At 60.5% G+C, this 16,822-nt stretch carries 19 protein-coding genes and 1 riboswitch; of the genes, 13 read left to right on the top strand and 6 right to left on the bottom strand.

The genetic code is table 11. The annotated features are described in order from the left end of the window. Positions 1–18 precede the first annotated feature (18 nt). Complete coding sequence (lipB, locus tag EKL15_RS08635) at positions 19–687, top strand: lipoyl(octanoyl) transferase LipB (protein ID WP_049273643.1); 669 nt, start codon at positions 19–21, stop codon at positions 685–687. Continuing rightward, positions 680–1,645, top strand: coding sequence for a lipoyl synthase (gene lipA, locus EKL15_RS08630; protein WP_025301835.1), 966 nt, complete (start codon positions 680–682; stop codon positions 1,643–1,645). The genes lipB and lipA overlap by 8 nt, the downstream gene beginning before the upstream one ends. A gap of 93 nt (positions 1,646–1,738) precedes the next feature. Here the strand turns inward: lipA and tatA are convergent, their stop codons facing one another. Then, entirely contained in the window at positions 1,739–1,954 is a 216-nt protein-coding gene (gene tatA / locus EKL15_RS08625) for a Sec-independent protein translocase subunit TatA (protein ID WP_038877431.1), read from the bottom strand. Between the two features lie 218 nt (positions 1,955–2,172). On the opposite strand from tatA, the gene EKL15_RS08620 reads away from it, so the two are divergent. Next, positions 2,173–3,240 carry a diguanylate cyclase gene (locus EKL15_RS08620; protein ID WP_060423560.1) on the top strand — a complete coding sequence of 356 codons (1,068 nt, stop codon included), beginning with the start codon at positions 2,173–2,175 and terminating at the stop codon, positions 3,238–3,240. A gap of 1 nt (position 3,241) precedes the next feature. Here the strand turns inward: EKL15_RS08620 and EKL15_RS08615 are convergent, their stop codons facing one another. Beyond that, complete coding sequence (locus EKL15_RS08615) at positions 3,242–3,670, bottom strand: GNAT family N-acetyltransferase (RefSeq protein WP_060440525.1); 429 nt, start codon at positions 3,668–3,670, stop codon at positions 3,242–3,244. An 82-nt stretch (positions 3,671–3,752) separates the two neighbouring features. After that, positions 3,753–3,815, top strand: a riboswitch (Fluoride riboswitch). Between the two features lie 79 nt (positions 3,816–3,894). Between EKL15_RS08615 and crcB the strand changes: the two genes are divergently transcribed. The 3 genes from crcB to EKL15_RS08600 all read left to right on the top strand — a co-directional run bounded on the left by crcB (position 3,895) and on the right by EKL15_RS08600 (position 6,361). Beyond that, complete coding sequence (crcB, locus tag EKL15_RS08610; RefSeq protein WP_004940022.1) at positions 3,895–4,278, top strand: fluoride efflux transporter CrcB; 384 nt, start codon at positions 3,895–3,897, stop codon at positions 4,276–4,278. A gap of 289 nt (positions 4,279–4,567) precedes the next feature. Next, positions 4,568–5,164, top strand: coding sequence for a TetR/AcrR family transcriptional regulator (locus tag EKL15_RS08605; protein ID WP_060423553.1), 597 nt, complete (start codon positions 4,568–4,570; stop codon positions 5,162–5,164). A 6-nt stretch (positions 5,165–5,170) separates the two neighbouring features. Next, a complete protein-coding gene (locus tag EKL15_RS08600; RefSeq protein WP_203089252.1) occupies positions 5,171–6,361 on the top strand; it encodes a multidrug effflux MFS transporter in 1,191 nt (396 codons plus the stop codon). Between the two features lie 57 nt (positions 6,362–6,418). On the opposite strand, the gene cspE is transcribed toward EKL15_RS08600, so the two are convergent. Then, on the bottom strand, positions 6,419–6,628 hold the full coding sequence (gene cspE, locus EKL15_RS08595) for a transcription antiterminator/RNA stability regulator CspE (RefSeq protein ID WP_004940030.1): 210 nt from the start codon (positions 6,626–6,628) through the stop codon (positions 6,419–6,421). Between the two features lie 346 nt (positions 6,629–6,974). Between cspE and EKL15_RS08590 the strand changes: the two genes are divergently transcribed. The 6 genes from EKL15_RS08590 (at position 6,975) to EKL15_RS08565 (ending at position 12,892) form a co-directional block, all read left to right on the top strand. Next, positions 6,975–8,138, top strand: a complete 1,164-nt coding sequence (locus EKL15_RS08590; RefSeq protein WP_060440527.1) for a M20 peptidase aminoacylase family protein — start codon at positions 6,975–6,977, stop codon at positions 8,136–8,138. A 189-nt stretch (positions 8,139–8,327) separates the two neighbouring features. After that, complete coding sequence (locus EKL15_RS08585) at positions 8,328–9,653, top strand: LLM class flavin-dependent oxidoreductase (protein WP_049199977.1); 1,326 nt, start codon at positions 8,328–8,330, stop codon at positions 9,651–9,653. Between the two features lie 26 nt (positions 9,654–9,679). Then, the gene (locus tag EKL15_RS08580) at positions 9,680–10,600 is read left to right on the top strand and encodes an ABC transporter substrate-binding protein (RefSeq protein WP_203089250.1); all 921 of its coding nucleotides are present in this window, start codon (positions 9,680–9,682) and stop codon (positions 10,598–10,600) included. A gap of 9 nt (positions 10,601–10,609) precedes the next feature. Next, positions 10,610–11,137, top strand: a complete 528-nt coding sequence (locus EKL15_RS08575) for a GNAT family N-acetyltransferase (RefSeq protein WP_015376925.1) — start codon at positions 10,610–10,612, stop codon at positions 11,135–11,137. 30 nt (positions 11,138–11,167) lie between these two features. Then, complete coding sequence (locus EKL15_RS08570) at positions 11,168–12,055, top strand: amino acid ABC transporter permease (protein WP_049199974.1); 888 nt, start codon at positions 11,168–11,170, stop codon at positions 12,053–12,055. Positions 12,056–12,064: 9 nt separating this feature from the next. Then, positions 12,065–12,892 (top strand): amino acid ABC transporter ATP-binding protein, encoded by an 828-nt coding sequence (locus EKL15_RS08565; RefSeq protein WP_015376924.1) that lies wholly within the window; start codon positions 12,065–12,067, stop codon positions 12,890–12,892. A 36-nt stretch (positions 12,893–12,928) separates the two neighbouring features. Here EKL15_RS08565 and EKL15_RS08560 read toward each other — a convergent pair whose 3' ends face one another. Then, on the bottom strand, positions 12,929–13,438 hold the full coding sequence (locus EKL15_RS08560) for a VOC family protein (protein WP_049199972.1): 510 nt from the start codon (positions 13,436–13,438) through the stop codon (positions 12,929–12,931). A gap of 166 nt (positions 13,439–13,604) precedes the next feature. Between EKL15_RS08560 and EKL15_RS08555 the strand changes: the two genes are divergently transcribed. Further along, a complete protein-coding gene (locus tag EKL15_RS08555) occupies positions 13,605–14,084 on the top strand; it encodes a cold-shock protein (protein ID WP_038877408.1) in 480 nt (159 codons plus the stop codon). Between the two features lie 24 nt (positions 14,085–14,108). Here the strand turns inward: EKL15_RS08555 and EKL15_RS08550 are convergent, their stop codons facing one another. Together EKL15_RS08550 and EKL15_RS08545 are read right to left on the bottom strand one after the other, a co-directional pair. Further along, positions 14,109–15,557 carry a GGDEF domain-containing protein gene (locus tag EKL15_RS08550; protein WP_038877558.1) on the bottom strand — a complete coding sequence of 483 codons (1,449 nt, stop codon included), beginning with the start codon at positions 15,555–15,557 and terminating at the stop codon, positions 14,109–14,111. 629 nt (positions 15,558–16,186) lie between these two features. Then, complete coding sequence (locus EKL15_RS08545; RefSeq protein ID WP_041033835.1) at positions 16,187–16,738, bottom strand: flavodoxin family protein; 552 nt, start codon at positions 16,736–16,738, stop codon at positions 16,187–16,189. Between the last annotated feature and the right edge of the window lie 84 nt (positions 16,739–16,822).

Here is a 16,822-nt window from a genome sequence, read left to right as displayed (position 1 = left end):
CACTTCTGTAACCTGACGATGACTCTTTTGCAACCAGACAAGATCATTTTGCGTCAGCTGGGGTTGCAGCCCTACGCGCCTGTATCCCAAGCCATGCATAACTTCACCGACAGTCGTACCGAGACTACGCCGGACGAGCTGTGGCTGGTGCAGCATCACCCGGTCTTCACCCAGGGCCAGGCCGGCAAAGCCGAGCACGTGCTGATGCCCGGCGATATCCCGGTGGTCCAGAGCGATCGCGGCGGCCAGGTGACCTACCACGGGCCGGGCCAGCAGGTGATGTACGTGATGGTCGATCTGAAACGCAGCAAGGTCGGCGTACGCCAATTGGTTACGGCGATAGAAGATACGGTTATCAACACCCTCGCCCACTTCCGCCTCGAATCGCGCGCCCGTCCCGATGCGCCTGGCGTGTACGTGGGGGAGCAGAAAATCTGTTCGTTGGGTTTGCGGATCCGCAAAGGCAGCTCATTCCACGGCCTGGCCCTGAATGTGGCGATGGATCTCAGCCCCTTCCAACGCATCAACCCTTGCGGTTACGCCGGCATGCAAATGACGCAGGTCAGCGCGCTGGCGCCCGGCGTTGGCATTGAAGACATACACCCAATCCTGGTACAGGAATTTGTTCATTTACTCGGCTACCAGACGGTCGAGCTTCGTAACTGGAACCTGCACGATTATGAGTAAACCAATTCAGATGGAACGCGGCGTCAAATACCGCGATGCTGACAAAATGGCGCTGATCCCGGTCAAAACGGTGGTCACCGAACGGCAGGAGCTGTTGCGTAAACCCGAGTGGATGAAGATCAAACTGCCTGCCGACTCAACGCGCATTCAAGGCATCAAAGCCGCCATGCGTAAAAACGGCCTGCACTCCGTCTGTGAGGAAGCCTCGTGCCCTAACCTGTCCGAGTGTTTCAACCACGGTACCGCTACCTTTATGATCCTCGGGGCCATCTGCACCCGTCGCTGCCCGTTCTGCGACGTGGCCCACGGCCGCCCGATCGCGCCGGACGCCAACGAGCCGGAAAAGCTGGCGCAAACCATCGCCGACATGGCGCTGCGTTACGTGGTGATCACCTCGGTTGACCGCGACGATCTGCGCGACGGCGGAGCTCAACACTTTGCCGACTGCATTTCGGCCATCCGCGCCAAGAGCCCGAACATCAAGATTGAAACGCTGGTGCCGGACTTCCGCGGCCGTATGGACCGCGCGCTGGAGATCCTCACCGCCACGCCGCCGGACGTGTTCAACCACAACCTGGAAAACGTGCCGCGCGTTTATCGCCAGGTGCGCCCGGGCGCCAACTACGAGTGGTCGCTGAAGCTGCTGGAGCGCTTTAAAGAAGCGCACCCGGATATCCCGACCAAATCCGGCCTGATGGTCGGCCTGGGCGAAACCAACGCGGAAATCGTCGAAGTGATGCGCGATCTGCGCCGCCACGGCGTGACCATGCTGACGCTGGGCCAGTACCTGCAGCCGAGCCGCCACCACCTGCCGGTGCAGCGCTACGTCAGCCCGGCCGAGTTCGACGAGATGAAAGAAGAAGCGATGGCGATGGGCTTCACCCACGCCGCCTGCGGCCCGTTCGTGCGTTCGTCTTATCACGCCGATCTGCAGGCCAAAGGGATGGAAGTGAAATAACGCGTAATAGTTTGTTACGCTAAAGACGGCGGAAACGCCAAAAAACGGATGTCCGCCAGGCATCCGTTTTTTATTGCTCGCCCTCAGACGGGATTAAACGTCTTTCTTCTCGACGCTCTGCTGAGCGGACTGGCTCTCGGCGGTGTTGCTGCCGGCGGCCGGCGGCGTGCTGTCGTCACCCACGGCTTTTTTAAAGCCTTTCAGCGCCGCGCCAAGATCGGCGCCGAGCGTGCGCAGCTTGCTGGTGCCGAACAGTAAAATCACCAATACCGCAATCACCAGAAGTTTGGTAATACTGATACCTTCCATACTCACCTTCTTATCATAGAGCGCTGCGTGAACAGCGAGAAAAACTGACCTTGCCTGCGAATATTTAGCGACTTTCCCCCCGCTCGCACAACCGCAACATGTAACAGAGTGAGATCCGTCGCAGGAATGCCACGCCGCCTCACGACGTGAATCCCAGACTATTCTTAGTTTATCACCCGCATGATACGCTGCCGTGATACTTATCAGGGAGATGCCGGATGTATATTGCCCCACCCATTTTCGATGCCCGAAAATCCGGCCTCAGCTTCGCCAAACGCACCTATCTGCCCCGCGTCGCCGGTCTGGGGCTCGGCTTTATCTGCGTTTGCGCCGCACTCTATCCCTTGGCTCCGCCCACGGCGGTCTGGCTATTGCTGGCCTTTCACGGTTTTCTCTGGCCGCATCTCGCCTACCGCCTGGCCTGCCGCGCCAAAGATCCGTTCAAAGCCGAGATCCGCAACCTGCTGATCGACTCCGCCTTCGGCGGTTTCTGGGCGGCGATGATGGCGTTCAACGCGCTGCCGGCGATCGTCATCCTGTCGATGATGAGCATGAACAACATCGCTTCGGCCGGTAAGGCACTGTTTGTCAAAGGGTTGGCGATTCAATTGGCCGCGGCGGCGCTGACCGGCGCGCTGCTCGGTTTCCCGTTCCACCCGCACAGCACGCCGCTGCAAATCTATCTGTGCCTGCCGATGATCTACCTTTACCCGACGCTGCTCGGCCTGGTGACCTACCGCACCGCCAAACGGCTGGCGGAAAAAAAACAGGAGCTGCAACGCATCAGCACCCGCGATGGGCTGACCGGCTTGTACAACCGCCGCCATTGGGAGCATCTGCTGCATCGTCAGTTCGACAGCTGCCGCCGCTACCAGGACAACGCCACGCTGATCCTGATGGATATCGATCGTTTCAAAACCATCAACGATACTTTCGGCCATGCGCTGGGGGATGAGGCCCTGGCGGCGCTGGCGGAAGAGCTGCTGATTGGCTTGCGCAACGTGGATATCGTCGGGCGCTACGGCGGCGACGAGTTTGGCGCGGTGCTGCCGAACACCAGCGCCGAACAGGCGGAAACCGTCCTGCGGCGCATCCAGCAGCGGTTGGATGCCGTTATCTTCAAAGAGGCGCCACAGCTGCGGCTGCAGATCAGCGCCGGCATCGCCAACTACCACCCCGCGCTGGGCGGTTATCTGGACTGGCTGAAAGCGGCCGACGGCGCGCTTTACCGGGCGAAGCAAAATGGCCGCAACCGCCTGGAAACGGCGGTGCCGACGGGCGACTAACTTACTGGTTTAATAACTTGGCAAAATACTTCGGCGCTTCGACAAAGCCTTCTCGCCGGTAAAACGCATGCGCCCGCTCGCGGCGGCTGTGGCAATGGACTTCAAGCCGATCGCAGCCGCGACGGCGCGCCAGCGCCTCGCCCTCTGCCAACAGCCGCCGCCCTACGCCCGCGCCGCGCGCTCGGTCGTCGACGCAAAAATAACTGATGCGGCCAATGTCGCCGGCCAACGCCAGCTGCGGCAGAAAATGCAGCGACAGCACGCCCAGCACCCGCTCGCCCTCCAGGGCCACCAGCAGCGCCTCGTCCGGATGCGCCAGCAGCTGGCGCATTCGCTGCGTCAGAAACGCCTCGGTGCCGGGATAATCCAACGCCGTCATTAATTCGGCGATAGCCTGGCGATCGCTCAGGCGCGCCGTTCTGATTTCCATAGGGTGACCTCGCAGATTGTCGATACTACAAAATAGGCAGCGTTAGGTGTAACATCCACCGGGTACGGCAAAAAAGGCCGTGCGGCACGCTGGAGATGACATTCCTCCCTAACCGCCTTCACAGGCTGATGATGTCTACGTAACCTCTCGGAGAGAGGCTCGTAGCGTTACGCCTGTCTCTTTCCGAGTCCCGTGAATTTCTCTGATTGAAAGGTAGTTGCCCCATGTTGAGCTCTTTACTGGCCGTTTTTATCGGCGGCGGCGTCGGCAGCGTTTTGCGCTGGGCGGTAAGCATGAAAATGAATCCGCTGAACGCCCACATTCCGCTCGGTACGCTGATGGTCAATCTGATCGGCGGTTTTATCATCGGCCTGGCGATGGCGATTTTCACCCGCATGACGCATCTGGACCCCACCTGGAAATTACTGATCACCACCGGGTTCTGCGGCGGCCTGACCACCTTCTCCACCTTTTCGCTGGAGGTGGTGTACCTGATGCAGGATGGCCGCTTCGGCTGGGCGCTGGCCAACATGCTGCTCAACCTGGCCGGCTCGCTGGCGATGACGCTGCTGGCTTTCATGCTGGTGATGTGGGTCAACGGGCGCTAAGCCCTTAATGTTTCCTTAATCTTGCATGCGCATAATCTCATCCAGTACTCCTGACTGGATGAGAAACCGCTATGTTTAGCCTGCCGAAAACCGCCACCGAAGCGATTGCCGTTGCGCTGTGCGTGCTGATCGTCGCCGCCTTTATCAAATCCTACCTGTTCGCTTAAGCGCCTTTTCCCCACCGCACGCGTTCATCTTGCGCCTTTCCGGCCGATTGCACTACAATTGAGAATGAACGTTCACACCCAAAAATGTGAACCCGGCTCACGCGTAGCAAAGGATCGGGCAAATGCTCCCCCCCAACGACAGTAAACAGGCCAAGGTGCAGGCCCGCCGCGATCAGATCGTCGAAGCGGCGAAAACCAGCTTCCGCCGCCACGGCTTCCACGCCGCCAGCATGGCGGAAATCGCCCAGGGCTCGCAGCTCAGCGTCGGGCAAATCTATCGCTATTTCGCCAACAAAGACGCGATTATCGAGGAAATCGTCAACCGCATCATCGCCAGCAAGATGCAGCGGCTGGAAAACCTTGGCGATCACATCAACCTGATCGCCGGCACGCTGGCGGCGCGCACGCTGTTTCAGCAGCCGGGCGAGAGCGAAACCGATCACATGCTGATGCTTGAAGTGACCGCCGAGGCCACGCGCAACCCGGTGGTGGCCAAAATGCTCAGCGATGCGGAAGCGCGGCTGTTTCGCCACGTGTGCCACAACCTGCAGCGGCTGTATCCCCATTTCAGCGCGGAAGAGATCGCCGCGCGGGTGGAGTTTATCGCCGTCATGAGCGAAGGCACCGGTTACCGCATCCTTACCACGCAAAAAGCCGATGCGTCCCTGCTGCGCGATCTGTATCAGCAGGCCATTTCTCACCTGTTCAGGAAACTCTAATCTCCCATGACCAAACACTTAGCCAGACAACGTCTGGTGTACGCCGTCGTGCTTGGCCTGTTGGCCGCGCTAGGGCCGCTGTGCACCGATCTCTATCTGCCCGCCCTGCCGGAAATGGCGGGCGAACTGAATACCTCTACCGCCGCCGCGCAGCTCAGCCTGACCGCCGGGCTGCTCGGCCTGGGCGTCGGCCAGCTGATTTTCGGTCCTTACAGCGACAAACTGGGCCGCATGCGCCCGCTGTTGCTGTCGCTGATCCTGCTGCTGGGCGCTTCGCTGTGGTGCGCGCTGGCGCCCACCATCGACCAGTTGCTGATCGCCCGCCTGCTGCAGGGCATCGCCGGCGCCGGTGGCGCGGTGATTTCCCGCGCCATTGCCCGCGATCTGTATGCCGGTCATGAGCTGACCCGCTTCTTCGCCCTGCTGATGCTGGTCAACGGTCTGGCGCCGATCGTCGCGCCGGTGCTGGGCGGCGTTATGCTGCAGGTGATGAACTGGCGCGGCATCTTCGGCGTGCTGGCGGCCATCGCCGTGCTGCTGTTCAGCCTGTCGGCGCTGAAGCTGCGCGAGTCCCTGCCGGCCGAGCGCCGCAGCCAGGGCGGCATTCTGGCGATGCTGATGTCGCTGGGCAGTCTGTTGACCCAACGCTATTTCATGGGCCTGTGTCTGACGCAGGGCTTCGTGATGGCCGGCATGTTCGCCTATATCGGCGCCTCGCCTTTCGTCCTGCAGCAGATCTACGGCCTCAGCCCGCAGATGTTCAGCCTGTGCTTCGCCATTAACGGCGTCGGGCTGATCATTGCGGCGCAGCTGGCCAGCCGCCTCAGTTCGCGTTGGGGGGAGCGTCGCGTGTTGAAGAGCGGGCTAACGCTGGCGGCCGTCGCATCGCTGTTGCTGCTGTTGGCCGCCGCGCTGCATGCGCCACTGGTGTTGTTGCTGGTGCCGCTGTTCTTTTCGGTGGCGGTGATCGGCATCGTCGGCCCAACCGCCTCTTCGCTGGCCATGCAAAGCCAGGGTGACAAAGCGGGCAGCGCGTCGGCCTTGATCGGCGTGTGCATGTTCGCGCTCGGTGCCTGCGCCGTGCCGCTCACCGGGCTGGGCGGCACGTCCAGCCTGTCGATGGCGCTGACCATCATCGGCTGCTACGCCGTCGCCATCCTGCTGTTCAGCCTGTTAGGCCGCCGCAGCGAGGCATAACGCGCCCAATAAAAAACCCGCTCAATGAGCGGGTTTTAAGAAATTCAGCTACGCAGCTTAGATAGCAGTAACGTTAGCGGCAGATGGGCCTTTGGCACCGTTCGTGATTTCAAATTCTACACGCTGGCCTTCAGCAAGCGTTTTGAAACCGTTGCTAACGATGGCAGAGAAGTGAACGAAAACGTCCTTGCTACCATCTTCCGGAGTAATGAAACCGAAGCCTTTGGATTCATTAAACCACTTAACGCTACCTTTAATCTTAGACATCAAACTTACCTTTAACGTGAATGAAAGACACAAAACCTGTGTCTATTACAGTACAGCAAGCAGGCAGGATTTTGTCCACCACCGCGATCACAGAAATCCGATAAAGAGTGAAAAAATCCGTGTTGTCCGGTGTAAATTGATTGCACCGGTTGCGATAAGTTACCGTGCCAGGTCAATCCTCTCCACCCGCCGGCGAACAACGAGCGAACGCCCAAACTCGCCCGCTTCCCCCAGCGTTGACGCTCCCGTGCAGACGCAATCGCTATGAAATATAACCAGATGGTCTTTTTGCTTCGGCGGCCGCTGCACTAGGGTTAGGGTTTATTTCCCACTGTGAGCCAAGCCTATGACCAGCCAGTTGGCAGACAAAATCATCGCCTATCGGCGTGAGCTGCACCAAAACCCGGAGCTTTCCAATCACGAATTCGCCACCACCGCCCGGCTGACGCGCTGGCTGCAAGAAGCGGGCATTCGCCTGCTGCCGCTGGCGCTGAAAACCGGCGTCGTGGCGGAGATCGGCAGCGGCAAGGGGCCGATCATCGCGCTGCGCGGCGACATTGACGCTCTCCCGATCGACGAAATCGCCGACGTGCCCTTCAGCTCGCAAAACCGCGGCGTGATGCACGCCTGCGGCCACGACTTTCATACCTCGGTGATGCTCGGCGCCGCACACCTGTTGAAAGCGCGTGAGGCCGACCTGCCCGGCACGGTACGCCTCTTCTTCCAGCCGGCGGAAGAGACCTTCAACGGCGCCCGACACCTGATCGACGCCGGCGCGCTGGATAACGTCGCCGCGGTGTTTGGCCTGCATAATGCGCCGGAGCTGCCCACCGGCACCTTCGCCACCCGCGCCGGGCCGTTCTACGCCAACGTCGATCGCTTCCAGATCCTCATCACCGGCAAGGGCGCGCACGCCGCCAAACCGGAACAGGGCGTCGACACCATCGTCACCGCCAGCCAGATCGTCGGCGCGCTGCAGACGCTGCCCAGCCGCAGCTTCAGCTCGCTGGAATCGCTGGTGGTAAGCGTAACGCGCATCGAAGGCGGCAATACCTGGAACGTGCTGCCGCAAACCGTGGAGCTGGAAGGCACGGTGCGCACCCACAGCGACGCGGTGCGCCGCCAGGTGCCGGACAAGATTCGCCAGGTGATCGACGGCATAGCCGCCGCGCTGGGTGCGCAGGCCGAACTGCGCTGGCAACCGGGGCCGCCGGCGGTGATCAATGACCCGCATTGGGCGGCGTTCAGCAAAACCGTTGCCGCCGAGGCCGGCTACCGGGTCGAAGAAGCGGAGTTGCAGATGGGGGGCGAAGATTTCGCGCTATATCTGCATCACGTACCGGGGGTATTTGTCAGCATCGGCTCCGCCAGCGAGTTCGGCCTGCATCATCCGCGTTTCAATCCCGATGAACGGGCCCTGTTCCCGGCGGCGCAATATTTCACGCTGCTGGCGGAACGCACCCTGCAACAATTAACCACCGCGCCAGAAAAAGCCCTCAGCAACGCCTGAATAACGGAACATATTATTTCCCCGACGCCGCACATGCCGCGTCGGGCCCTATTATTTTTACCCGCCGTGATATTTGCAGTTTTCAACATTTGAATATGCTGTTTTGTTGTTTTACATCCCGCCGCCGCTCATCAATAGTGAACCCATCAGACACCGCGCGCCTCTGCGGCGCATGACAGGATAATCACGATGAGCGACAACGCGAATAATCAACGGCAATTGCGCCTGGGCGCCATTCTGCATGGCGCATCGGGAAATATGTCCGCCTGGCGCCACCCGGACGCCACCGCCGACGCCAGCATTAACCTCGAATTTAATATCGCCTCGGCGAAAAAAGCCGAACAGGGAAAATTCGATTTCGTCTTCGTCGCCGATGGGTTATATATCAACGAAAAATCCATTCCGCATTTTCTTAATCGTTTCGAACCGCTCACCCTGCTGGCCGCGCTGTCCGCCGCCACCGACAAAATCGGCCTGGTGGGCACCCTCTCCACCTCCTACAGCGATCCGTTCACCGTCGCCCGCCAGTTCGCCAGCCTCGATCACCTGAGCAACGGCCGTGCCGGCTGGAACGTGGTGACGTCGCCGCTGGAAGGCTCGGCCAAAAACTTCTCGCGCACAGAACACCCGGAACACAGCCTGCGTTACCGCATCGCCGGCGAGTTTCTCGACGTCGCCAAAGGGCTTTGGGACTCCTGGGAAGACGATGCCTTCGTGCGTAATAAAGCCAGTGGCGAATTCTTCCGCACCGGCAAACTGCACACTCTCAATCACCAGGGGGAGTTCTTCTCGGTACAGGGGCCGCTGAACATCGGCCGCACGCCGCAGGGGCGCCCGATCCTGTTCCAGGCCGGCGCCTCTGAAGACGGCAAACGGCTGGCGGCCCAACACGCCGATGCGATCTTCACCCATCACGACACGCTGGAACAGGCGCAGGATTTCTATCAGGACGTGAAGCGGCAGCTGGTGGAACAGGGGCGCGAACCGGACGATCTTCGCATCTTCCAAGGCGTCAGCGTGATCGTCGGCGACGACGACGCGGACGTCGAGCGCCAGTACCAGGAAACCGCCCGACTGGTCAGCATCGAGAACGCCCTCAACTACCTCGGCCGCTACTTCGAGCATTACGACTTCGCCCGCCATCCGCTGGACGCGCCCTTCCCGGACATCGGCGATCTGGGGCAAAACAGCTTCCGCAGCACCACCGACGCCATCAAGCGCAGCGCCCGCGAGCGCAACCTCACGCTGCGCCAGGTGGCGCTGGAAGCCGCCTCGCCGCGCCCGGTGTTCAGCGGCACGCCGGAAGCGGTGGCGGACGGTCTGCAGCGCTGGTTCGACGGCGAAGCCGCCGACGGTTTCATCATCAGCGGCGGTACGCCCAACGCCTTCGGCCACTTCGTCGATCGGGTGGTGCCCGTCCTGCAACAACGTGGCCTGTTCCGCCAGGCGTACCACGGCGACACGCTGCGCGAGCACCTGGGCCTGAAGCGCCCGTTGAACAGATTCACCCAATAATAAGATCGCTTTCAGGGATACCCGCTATGCAGAAAACCGTTACCGCAGCCCTCGTGGCGGCCTTGCTGAGCCTGACCGGCGCCGCACTGGCGGGCACCGGCATCGATTTGCAGGCCAATGAAACCCCGATCCACGCGCCGAAAAACCCGCAGGCGATCGCCAAACTGCCGGCCGATTTCCACTTCGTGAAGCCGGGCCAATTCACCGTCGCGATCGCCGCACTCAACACGCCGCCGCTGGCGCTGTTCGCCGCCGACAACCGGCGACTGATCGGCAGCGAAGTGGATATCGCACAGCTGGTGGCCGACAGCCTGGGCCTAACGCTTAACGTGGTGCAAACCTCGTGGGAAGACTGGCCGCTGGGGGTGGTTTCCGGCAAGTATGACGCGGCCATCACTAACGTCACCGTGACCAAAGAGCGCAAAACCCGCTTCGACTTCGCCACCTACCGCATCGACTCGCTCGGCTTTTATGTCAAAACCGGCGGCAAGATCGCGACGATCAAACAGCCTGCCGATATCGCCGGATTAAAAATTATCGTCGGCTCCGGCACCAATCAGGAAGCCATCTTGCTGGCATGGGACAAGCAGAATCGGCAGCAGGGGCTTAAACCCTTCCAGCCGATCTACGTGACCGACGATGCGGCCGCCACGCTGGCGATCCAATCCGGCCGGGCCGACGCCTACTTCGGGCCGAACGTGCTGGGCGCCTATAAAGCGGCGCTGAACGGCTGCACCCGGCTGGCGGGCACGGTGGAAGGCGGTTGGCCCAAGGCGGCGCACATCGCCGTCACCACCCGTAAAGGCAACGGCCTGGTGCAGGCGGTGAACGAAGCGCTGAACGGCGCGATCCGCGGCGGGCAGTACGATCAGGTGCTCAACCGCTGGGGCGAGAGCGTCGAACGCCTTGCGCAGTCGGAAATCAACCCGCCCGGCCTGGGCGACTAGGAGCGCGCGATGACGCAAGACACCTTCATTCAGACGCTGCCGACCGACCCGCTGATCGCCCCGGTAATCGAGGGGCTGTTCGGCGAATATCGCCAGCGTTACGGCGACTATTTTGGTGACCAGGAACCGGAACCGCTGGATCTGTACGCGCCGCCGCAGGGGGCCTTCATCGTGCTGCTGCGCGCCGGTGCACCGATCGCCATGGGCGCCTTCAAACGCTATGACGCACAAACCGCCGAGCTGAAGCGCATCTGGACGCGGGGCGATCTGCGGCGCCAGGGCCTGGCGCAGCGGGTGTTGCAGCAGCTCGAAACGCTGGCGCTGGCGCAGGGATATCGCCGGCTCTATCTGACCACCGGTTTTCGCCAGCCCGAAGCGGTGGGCCTGTATCTGAGCAACGGGTATCAGCCGCAGTTCGATCCCACCGTCGACAGCGAGGTTTACAGCCGCCCACCCTACGATGGCCGCCTGCCGTTCCGCAAAAGCCTGATTGCAGAGGACGCATGTTGTTGCGCGTCGGAAAGGAAAATCGCCTAAGGCCCCTTTATCTGTATCAGGAGACATGACATGTCCAAACAAGACGTCTTGAAAGTGGTACCCGCCCGCTATCCGCTGCGGCTGATCGGCGCGCTGTTTTCGCTGTTTATTCTGGCCGCCATCGTGCAATCGGTGGCGGGCAACGCGCGCTGGGAATGGGGCGTGTTCGCCGAGTGGTTCTTCGCGCCGGCGGTGCTGGCGGGGCTGGGGCAAACCCTGCTGCTGACGCTGCTCGGCACGCTGTTCAGCATCCTGTTCGGCACCTTGCTGGCGCTGGCGCGACTGTCGCGCTCTTACCTGTTGGCGTCGCTGGCCTGGGGTTATATCTGGCTGTTTCGCTCGCTGCCGCTGATTCTGGTGCTGATCATCCTGTACAACTTTTCCTACCTGTACGACGCCATCTCGCTGGGCATTCCCTTCACCTCGGTGGTGTTCGCCAGCTATCCGACCATCGACATTCTCGGCCAATTCGCCGTGGCGGTGCTGGGCCTGACGCTGGTGCAGTCCGCCTACACCGCCGAGATCATCCGCGGCGGCATTTTGGGCGTGGATTACGGCCAGCACGAAGCGGCGGCGGCGCTGGGCCTGCCGGGCTATCGCCGCACCTTCCGCATCATTCTGCCGCAGGCGCTGCGCTCCATCATTCCGACCGGCTTCAACGAGATCATCAGCCTGGCGAAAGGCACCTCGATCGTTTACGTGCTGGCGCTGCCGGAGCTGTTTTATACCATTCAGGTTATCTATAACCGCACCCAGCAGGTGATACCGCTGCTGATGGTCGCCACCGTCTGGTATCTGTTCATCACCACCGCGCTGTCGGTGATCCAATACTACATCGAGCGCTATTTCGCCCGAGGCGCGGTGCGCGAACTGCCGCCGACGCCCTGGCAGAAACTGGCCGGCTGGCTAAAACGTTAGGAGACCCGCATGTCTGAAGCCATTGATTATTACGCCTTGCCCGAGCAGCCGGCGCGCAACCTCACCCCGGTGCCGGCGCGCGGCCTAATCGAAATCAGCAACGTCAGCAAGTTCTTCGGCAAACACAAGGCGCTGGACGACGTCAGCCTGACGCTGCAGCCGGGCACCGTCACCGTGATCCTCGGCCCTTCCGGCTCCGGCAAATCGACGCTGCTGCGGGCGATCAACCACCTGGAACGCGTGGACGAAGGCTTTATCCGCATCGACGGCGACTACGTCGGCTATCGCCGCAAGGGCAACCGGCTGTATGAGCTGAAGGAAAAGGCCATCCTTCGGCAACGCATCAACGTCGGCTACGTGTTCCAGAATTTCAACCTGTTCCCGCACCTGACGGTGCTGGAAAACATCATCGAAGCGCCGGTGGTACACAAGATTCACTCCCGCGAACGGGCGAAAGCGGTAGCCTATGAGCTGCTGGATACCGTCGGGCTGCGCCACAAGGCGGACGCCTACCCGCGCCACCTCTCCGGCGGCCAACAGCAACGCATCGCCATCGCGCGCGCGCTGGCGCTGAATCCGAAGGTGATCCTGTTCGATGAACCGACCTCCGCGCTCGATCCCGAGCTGGTCGGCGAAGTGCTGGACGTAATTAAGGGGTTGGCGGATCTGGGCGTCACGCTGGTGGTGGTCACGCATGAAATCGGCTTTGCGCGCGAAGCGGCGGATCGGGTGGTGTTTATGGTCGACGGGCAGATCGTCGAACAGGGCGACGCCAGGCAAGTGCTGGCTCAGCCGCAGCACCCGCGCACCGTCAATTTCCTCAACAAAGTGCTGTGATCGTCGGGGCGCCACGGCGCCCCGTACCCGAGCCGCTTACCGGCCGGCGAAACGCCGCTTTTCGGCGGCGAAATCCAACGGGCGGATCCCCTGCTGGTTTTTATCCTCTTCGGTCAGCAACGCCGGCGGAATAAACCAGGTCACCTCGAACAGCAGCCCGTCCGGATCGTGGCCATAAATGCTTTTGTGCACGCCGTGATCCTCTTCCAGCCCGAGAATGCCGCGTTCGGCCAGCTGGTGACGAATGCGCTCCAGCTCCTCCAGGCTGTCCACTTCCCAGGCCAGATGGTACAGCCCGGCCGGTGGCTCATGCTCCGCCGGCGGCTCGTTGTTGGCGCGAAAGACCCCGGCACGCTGCTGGCCCAGGTTCTTGCTGAACAGCGCCAAATCGTGATCGTTGTCCGAATCGGCGGCCTGGGTAAACACCGCCCGATCGGGGCTGTCGGACGGCTTGAGCTTGAACCCCAACACCTGATGATAAAAGTCGGCGCTCTGCCGCACGTCGCTGACATACAGCACGGCGTGATTGAGACGTTTGATGCCCATCGCTATTCCTTTTTCGCATTGAATGAAGTCAGCATGAACATAGCATGTGGGGAGAAAGCCGCTAAATGCCGTTATCGCATGACTAAATGCCGCCCGCGCAATCTGTCGCTGCAAGGCATTCCGCGCTATCATAAGCGCTGTATAGAACCCTTTTGTGAGAATAGCGATGAACGGCAAGATAACGACTTTTTTTGAAGACAAAGGCTTCGGCTTTATTACCGACGAGAACGGAGAAAATCGTTATTTTCACGTGATTAAAGTGCAGAACCCGGAGCTGATTAAGAAAAATGCGGCGGTGACCTTCGAACCGACCAACAACACCAAAGGCCCGTCGGCTTATGCGGTCAAAGTGTTGGCGCCCAGCAAATACATCATCATCGCCAACGAAAGAATCAAGATCGCCAGCATCAAGTCTTTCAACACTTTCACCAAGGAAGTGCCGGTCAAAGCCGACGTGGATAAAGAGAACACCGTGCTGTCGGTCGGCCTGCTGATGAACCGCATTCGCCCGCAGTCCGAAGACCAGGCGCAGACCATGCAAACGCTGCGCATGCTGACCATTACCACTTTCCAGAACACCACCCATACCTTCTCCGAGCACGAGATCGATATGGATGAGACCATCAAGGCGCTGAAAAGCCTGTAAGCGCCGGTTGCCCAGCGTCGAGCCCTAGCGGAACAGGATATGCTCGACGCTGTTGCCGTTCACCACGTTGAACGACTCCACCCGATTACGCCCCTGCGATTTGGCGCGATACAGCGCGATATCCGCCATATTCATCAGCTGCTCCAGCGATTTCACCTCGTTCATCGCCAGGCTGGCGACGCCGACGCTGATGGTGATTTTCAACGTTTGCTTGCCTTCCGCCTGCAGTTCCGCCTGCTCCACCAGCCGGCGTAGATGTTCCCCCAGCGCCACGCCCTGTGCCGCCAGCGCGCGCGGCAACATGATGGCGAACTCTTCCCCGCCCAAGCGGCCGAACAGCTGATCGTGGCGCAGCTCGCGCCGCACGATGTGCGCGAACGACGCCAAAACCTGATCGCCGGCGCTGTGGCCATGCGTATCGTTGATCTGCTTGAAATGGTCGATGTCGATCAGCAGGAGCGACACCGCCTCTTTGGAGCGGTGCTTGTGCTCCAGCAGCTCGCCCGCTTTGCGCGTCATCGCGCTGCGCGCCAGCACCCCGGTCAGAAAATCGTGGTTGGCGCTGTGCTCCAGACGCCGCATCAGCTTGCGGTTGGCGGCGATAGAGCTGGCGAGGATCAGCGGCCCCATCACCAGCATGGCGATGCCCAAGCGGGCGGACATCAGCGTGTCGAGGAAGGCGTTGTGGTTGTTCGGCGTTTCGTACAGCACCAGGTTGGCGGAAATGCTGCTGATCTCGGTCATGCCGGTCAACAACGTCAGCAACGTCACGGGGAACAGCTGATAACGCACCGCGCACCACAGCAGCGCCGGGATCGGGAAGGCGATAGCGCCCGGCCCGCCGATATAGACGCTGAATATCAGCGACAGCAGCAGCGCCAGCAGCGGCAGACAGCCTTTCAAACGCCAACGCACCTGTATGCGCAACAGCTGCTTCAGCCGCGGTGCCGCCATCAGCACCGGCAACAGCAGCAAGGTCGTCGAGAACTGCTCGCTGAACCAGGCCAGCCACGCGACCACCACCGTGTTGTTGTACAGGCTGTCGTTGCGCAGCACCGACAGCGTCGACGCCACCGCCGCACCGGCCAGACTGGCGCTGAACATATAGAGTATCGCCTGGGGTTTGCCCATGCGCCGTTGCGACTGGGGCAGCATCAGCATGATGCCGTAACCGACGGCGATCAGCGACATGTTGCAGGCATTCAGCCACAGCGCCAGGGACCAGCCTTCGCCGGTGCTGAGATCGGCGGCAACCATGCCCAGATAGGTGGTAAGCCAGCCGAGCGGCGTGGCGTAAACGGGTTTGCGCAGCAGCAGGCCGAGCAGAATCGCATTCACCGGCCAAAATAAAGAAAGCGAACCAATTGGCCGGCTAAGAATACCCACCAGAGAAAGTAAAAAGGCCAGCATGAAAAGATTGATCAGCTGAACCGTCAGAGGCAGGCCATGCCTGGCGTTTATTCTGACGTTCATCGCATCGCCCATATTTCGCTAATAACCAGAATAATAATGTGCATACTCTCTCGCCCGGCCAGTGAGGGATAGTCAACTCGGATTTCAACCAAAAAAGCCAGACAAATCAATAATAAAAAACATTAACATTTAATTAACAGACTTTTCTTAGCCTGATGCGACCGCGGCGGGCTCACCCGCATAGCGTCAGCAAATAATGCCGACTCTGCTGTCAGCATAGCGCATAGCGTAATAGGCCGCCGACGGCGTTAATTACATTAATAAGTTTGTGGTTATTGGTCGTTGAATGATGTTTGAATAACTACGCGATTATTTTCCTGCAACTGGGCCGCCCGTGCAATAACAACCCAAAAAAAGCCCGCATAGCGCGGGCTTGCTTGAACAACAGCAAATCGACAGTTACGACACAGCCATACGTTGCATGCCTGTGCTGCCGCGCAGTATAGCGGTGAAAGCTTAAGCAGACCTTAGCAACAAAAAACCCGGCCTAGGAACCGGGAATATTTGTACGAAATGCAGTGTTAGCCCAAGCAGGCTAATAACATTTCGCAGCTTACACGCCAATTGTGCAGAGAAAATGAACGCGGCGTCCGTTCAGTCGCGTCACTGCCCTCTCCGCACGGAAGACCTTACGCCAGTTTGGCGGCAAAACCCGCTACGCGCTGGCCATAGAGCTTGGCGGTCGCCAGATCGCCCGACAGCATCTCATCCACGCCGGCATCCGCCGGGGTCTGCACCAGCAGCCCCACCGAACCGCCCAGGTTATTGACGTCGGTGCGCTGCGCCGATTTGGTGTTGGCCGGCAGCAGCCCCAGGCTGACCCACAGGCCGCCATGTTGCGAAGCCAGCGTCTGCAGCGCGATCAACGTGACCTGCTTGTCGCCGTTCAGGCTGGCGCTGTTGGTAAAGCCGCCAAACACTTTGTCCTGCCACTTGCGGCCGAACCAGGCCTTGGAGCTGGCGTCGGCGAATTTCTTGAACTGCCAGGATGGGCCGCCCATATAGGTCGGCGAACCAAAGATGATGGCGTCCGCCTCATCCAGCGTCTGCCAGGCTTCGTCGCTGATATCACCGTTCTGGTCGATGGCGATCAGTGCCGCCCCGGCGCCTTCCGCCACCACTTTCGCCAAACGCTCGGTATGGCCGTAGCCGGAATGAAACACCACTACTGTCTTCGCCATAGAAATTCTCCACTCATTGCACAAAGGCGCCGACGGCGTCCCTCTCGCGTTCAATCTAATCAAGCGCGCAGCGGCTGAATACCG

The organism is Serratia sp. 4542 (genome assembly GCF_016805595.1).
GTDB classification, from domain to species: domain Bacteria; phylum Pseudomonadota; class Gammaproteobacteria; order Enterobacterales; family Enterobacteriaceae; genus Serratia; species Serratia nevei.
Note: the sequence above shows the minus strand (reverse complement) of the source record. Positions and strands in the feature narration are given on the sequence as shown.

Bases quoted from the DNA above. Each gene is read 5' to 3' on its own strand.
- lipB (WP_049273643.1), top strand. From the start codon at position 19: ATGACTCTTTTGCAACCAGACAAGATCATTTTGCGTCAGCTGGGGTTG.
- lipA (WP_025301835.1), top strand. From the start codon at position 680: ATGAGTAAACCAATTCAGATGGAACGCGGCGTCAAATACCGCGATGCT.
- tatA (WP_038877431.1), bottom strand. From the start codon at position 1,954: ATGGAAGGTATCAGTATTACCAAACTTCTGGTGATTGCGGTATTGGTG.
- EKL15_RS08620 (WP_060423560.1), top strand. From the start codon at position 2,173: ATGTATATTGCCCCACCCATTTTCGATGCCCGAAAATCCGGCCTCAGC.
- EKL15_RS08615 (WP_060440525.1), bottom strand. From the start codon at position 3,670: ATGGAAATCAGAACGGCGCGCCTGAGCGATCGCCAGGCTATCGCCGAA.
- crcB (WP_004940022.1), top strand. From the start codon at position 3,895: ATGTTGAGCTCTTTACTGGCCGTTTTTATCGGCGGCGGCGTCGGCAGC.
- EKL15_RS08605 (WP_060423553.1), top strand. From the start codon at position 4,568: ATGCTCCCCCCCAACGACAGTAAACAGGCCAAGGTGCAGGCCCGCCGC.
- EKL15_RS08600 (WP_203089252.1), top strand. From the start codon at position 5,171: ATGACCAAACACTTAGCCAGACAACGTCTGGTGTACGCCGTCGTGCTT.
- cspE (WP_004940030.1), bottom strand. From the start codon at position 6,628: ATGTCTAAGATTAAAGGTAGCGTTAAGTGGTTTAATGAATCCAAAGGC.
- EKL15_RS08590 (WP_060440527.1), top strand. From the start codon at position 6,975: ATGACCAGCCAGTTGGCAGACAAAATCATCGCCTATCGGCGTGAGCTG.
- EKL15_RS08585 (WP_049199977.1), top strand. From the start codon at position 8,328: ATGAGCGACAACGCGAATAATCAACGGCAATTGCGCCTGGGCGCCATT.
- EKL15_RS08580 (WP_203089250.1), top strand. From the start codon at position 9,680: ATGCAGAAAACCGTTACCGCAGCCCTCGTGGCGGCCTTGCTGAGCCTG.
- EKL15_RS08575 (WP_015376925.1), top strand. From the start codon at position 10,610: ATGACGCAAGACACCTTCATTCAGACGCTGCCGACCGACCCGCTGATC.
- EKL15_RS08570 (WP_049199974.1), top strand. From the start codon at position 11,168: ATGTCCAAACAAGACGTCTTGAAAGTGGTACCCGCCCGCTATCCGCTG.
- EKL15_RS08565 (WP_015376924.1), top strand. From the start codon at position 12,065: ATGTCTGAAGCCATTGATTATTACGCCTTGCCCGAGCAGCCGGCGCGC.
- EKL15_RS08560 (WP_049199972.1), bottom strand. From the start codon at position 13,438: ATGGGCATCAAACGTCTCAATCACGCCGTGCTGTATGTCAGCGACGTG.
- EKL15_RS08555 (WP_038877408.1), top strand. From the start codon at position 13,605: ATGAACGGCAAGATAACGACTTTTTTTGAAGACAAAGGCTTCGGCTTT.
- EKL15_RS08550 (WP_038877558.1), bottom strand. From the start codon at position 15,557: ATGAACGTCAGAATAAACGCCAGGCATGGCCTGCCTCTGACGGTTCAG.
- EKL15_RS08545 (WP_041033835.1), bottom strand. From the start codon at position 16,738: ATGGCGAAGACAGTAGTGGTGTTTCATTCCGGCTACGGCCATACCGAG.